The organism is Cellulomonas septica (assembly GCF_012396155.1).
Classification (GTDB): Bacteria; Actinomycetota; Actinomycetes; order Actinomycetales; family Cellulomonadaceae; genus Cellulomonas; species Cellulomonas septica.
Genome location: NZ_JAAXOY010000534.1, coordinates 1 through 2460, shown reverse-complemented (window position 1 = coordinate 2460; position 2460 = coordinate 1). Strand labels below are relative to the sequence as shown.

General features: G+C 73.8%; 3 protein-coding genes. 2 read left to right on the top strand and 1 reads right to left on the bottom strand.

Annotated elements, in window-relative coordinates; all coding sequences use genetic code 11:
• Both HGA02_RS16180 and HGA02_RS16175 read left to right on the top strand, forming a co-directional pair.
• A partial coding sequence (locus tag HGA02_RS16180) for a glycoside hydrolase family 3 C-terminal domain-containing protein (RefSeq protein ID WP_210728687.1) occupies nucleotides 1-1041 on the top strand: 1041 nt, incomplete at its 5' end.
• Between the two features lie 188 nt (nucleotides 1042-1229).
• Nucleotides 1230-1475: a PspC domain-containing protein gene (locus HGA02_RS16175; RefSeq protein WP_235843524.1), complete on the top strand. Its 246-nt coding sequence runs from the start codon at nucleotides 1230-1232 to the stop codon at nucleotides 1473-1475.
• 81 nt (nucleotides 1476-1556) lie between these two features.
• On the opposite strand, the gene thyX is transcribed toward HGA02_RS16175, so the two are convergent.
• Complete coding sequence (gene thyX, locus HGA02_RS16170; RefSeq protein WP_210728688.1) at nucleotides 1557-2315, bottom strand: FAD-dependent thymidylate synthase; 759 nt, start codon at nucleotides 2313-2315, stop codon at nucleotides 1557-1559.
• Nucleotides 2316-2460: the final 145 nt, after the last annotated feature.

Here is a 2460-nt window from a genome sequence, read left to right as displayed (position 1 = left end):
ACCCTCGGCGACTGGGCCGGGCGGTCCGGTCAGGCCGACTGGCTGCCCGACGGCCACCCGCGGCACATGATCTCGACCGTCCTCGACGGCCTGCGCGACCACGTCCCCGCCGACTGGACCGTCACGCACGCGCGCGGCGCCGAGATCCTCACGCTCGAGCCCGACCCGGCCGGCGCGTTCTTCCCCGACGGCCAGCCGCGCCCGCCGGTGGTCGTGCCCGCCGACGTCGACGACGCGCTGATCGCCGAGGCCGTCGCCGCCGCGCAGGACGCCGACTACGTCGTCGCCGTCGTGGGCGACCGCATCGAGCTCGTCGGCGAGGGCCGGTCCACCGCGACGCTCGACCTGATCGGCGGGCAGGTCGCCCTGCTCGACGCGCTCGAGGCCACCGGCACGCCGATGGTCGTGGTCGTCGTCGCGTCGAAGCCGCTCGTCCTCCCCGCCTCCGCGCACCGTGCCGCCGCGATCCTCTGGGCGGCGAACCCCGGCATGCGCGGCGGGCAGGCCGTCGCCGAGGTGCTGCTCGGGCTCGTCGAGCCCACCGGGCGTCTGCCGATCTCGTTCGCCGCGCACGTCGGCCAGCAGCCGACCTACTACAACCAGATCCCCGGCCAGCACGGCGACCGGTACGCCGACCTCACGCAGCGCCAGCCGTTCGCGTTCGGCGAGGGGCTGTCGTACACGACCGTCGCGTACTCCGACCTGCGGATCAGCACGCCCGAGGTCGGCGCCGAGGACACCGTGCGCGCGACGGTCACCGTCGCGAACACCGGCGCGCGCCCGACGCGCGAGACCGTGCAGGTGTACGTGCGCGACGTCGTCACGTCCGTGACCTGGGCGGACAAGGAGCTCAAGGCCTACCGGCAGGTCGACCTCGCGCCCGGCGAGTCCGTCGTCGTCGACCTCACGCTGCCCGTCGCGGACTGCACGATCGTCGACCGCCGCGAGCGCCGCGTCGTCGAGCCCGGCGCGTTCGACCTGCTCGTCGGCCCGTCCTCCCGCGACGAGGCCCTCTTGTCGGCCCGCTTCACGGTCGCCTGACTCCCCCGCGCCAACCCGCGTCCACCCGTGTCCACCCGTGGACGCACGGGCGGACCCTGAGGGCCGCGGGTCAGGTCCCAGGGTCCGCTCCGGGACGTTCCCCGATGCGCCGGGCACGGCCGGCGCAGGAGGCTGGGATCACCGCCGAGACGCGACCGACGCGTCCGGCGGCCCAGGAGGGAACCCCCGTGAACATCCACGACCAGATGAGCCGCCAGGGACTGGTCCGACCCGTCCAGGGCCGCGTCCTCGCCGGCGTCTGCGCCGGCCTGGGTCAGCGGTTCGGCATCTCGCCGTGGGCGGCCCGGCTGCTGTTCGTCCTGCTGCTCATGGTCATCCCCGGCAGCCAGATCCTCGTCTACCCGATCCTCTGGATCCTCATGCCGTCGGAGTCCCCGCAGCCGGCCTACGCCTACGGGCCGCCGCGCGCCTGACCCGACCCACGACCGGCGGCCGCGACCTGGAGGGGGTCCGGCCGCCGCGTCGTGTCGTCAGGGGTGTCGTGTCGTCAGGTGTCAGGGGGCGACGCGGCCGTGGGCGTTGAACGCGGCGTGCGTCAGGGGCATGAGGCCCGCCCAGAGCGACTCCATGCGCTCCGCGACCATCTCGATCTCGCGCTGCGGGAACGACGGCACGGTCGCGCGCTCGTCCTTGGTGCGCAGCGACAGGAAGTGCATGAGCGAGCGCGCGTTGCACGTCGCGTACATCGACGAGAACAGGCCCACGGGCAGCACCGCGCGCGCGACCTCACGGGCGACGCCCGCGGCGAGCATGTCCTGGTACGCGTCGTACGCGCCCTGGTACGACGCGAGCATCGAGCGGGTCACGACGTCGTGCTGCTCGGCGGTGCCGTCGACGAACTCGTACCGGCCCGGCTTGCCCTGCTGGACGAGCTTGCGCTCGGGCGACGGGACGTAGAACACCGGCTGCAGCTCGCGGTAGCGGCCCGACTCCTCGTTGTAGGAGAAACCCGCGCGGTGCCGGTGGAACTCGCGGAACACGAAGATCGGCGCCGAGACGAAGAAGGTCATCGAGTTGTGCTCGAACGGCGTGCCGTGCCGGTCCCGCATCAGGTAGTTGATGAGGCCCTGCGAGCGGCTCGCGTCCTTCTCGAGCTCCTCGAGCGACGCCTCGCCCGCGGTCGACACCCGGGCCGCGAACAGCACGTCGGCGTCGTGCGCGGAGTGCCGGACGAGCTCGACGGTCACGTCGTCGCGCACCTGCACGGGCTCGTGCACCGGGGGCTGCGTCGCGGGCTGGGTGTCGGGCTGCAACGACACGTCGGGATCCCTTCGTCGGGCGCCGCGTCGCGACGCTCCGCACACCCTACGGCTCCCCGGGACGGCGGCCGGCGACGGCCCACCGCGCGGCCGCCGAAGTCGCGCGACACCGGTCGTCAGGCCTGCACGGGCGTCCTCG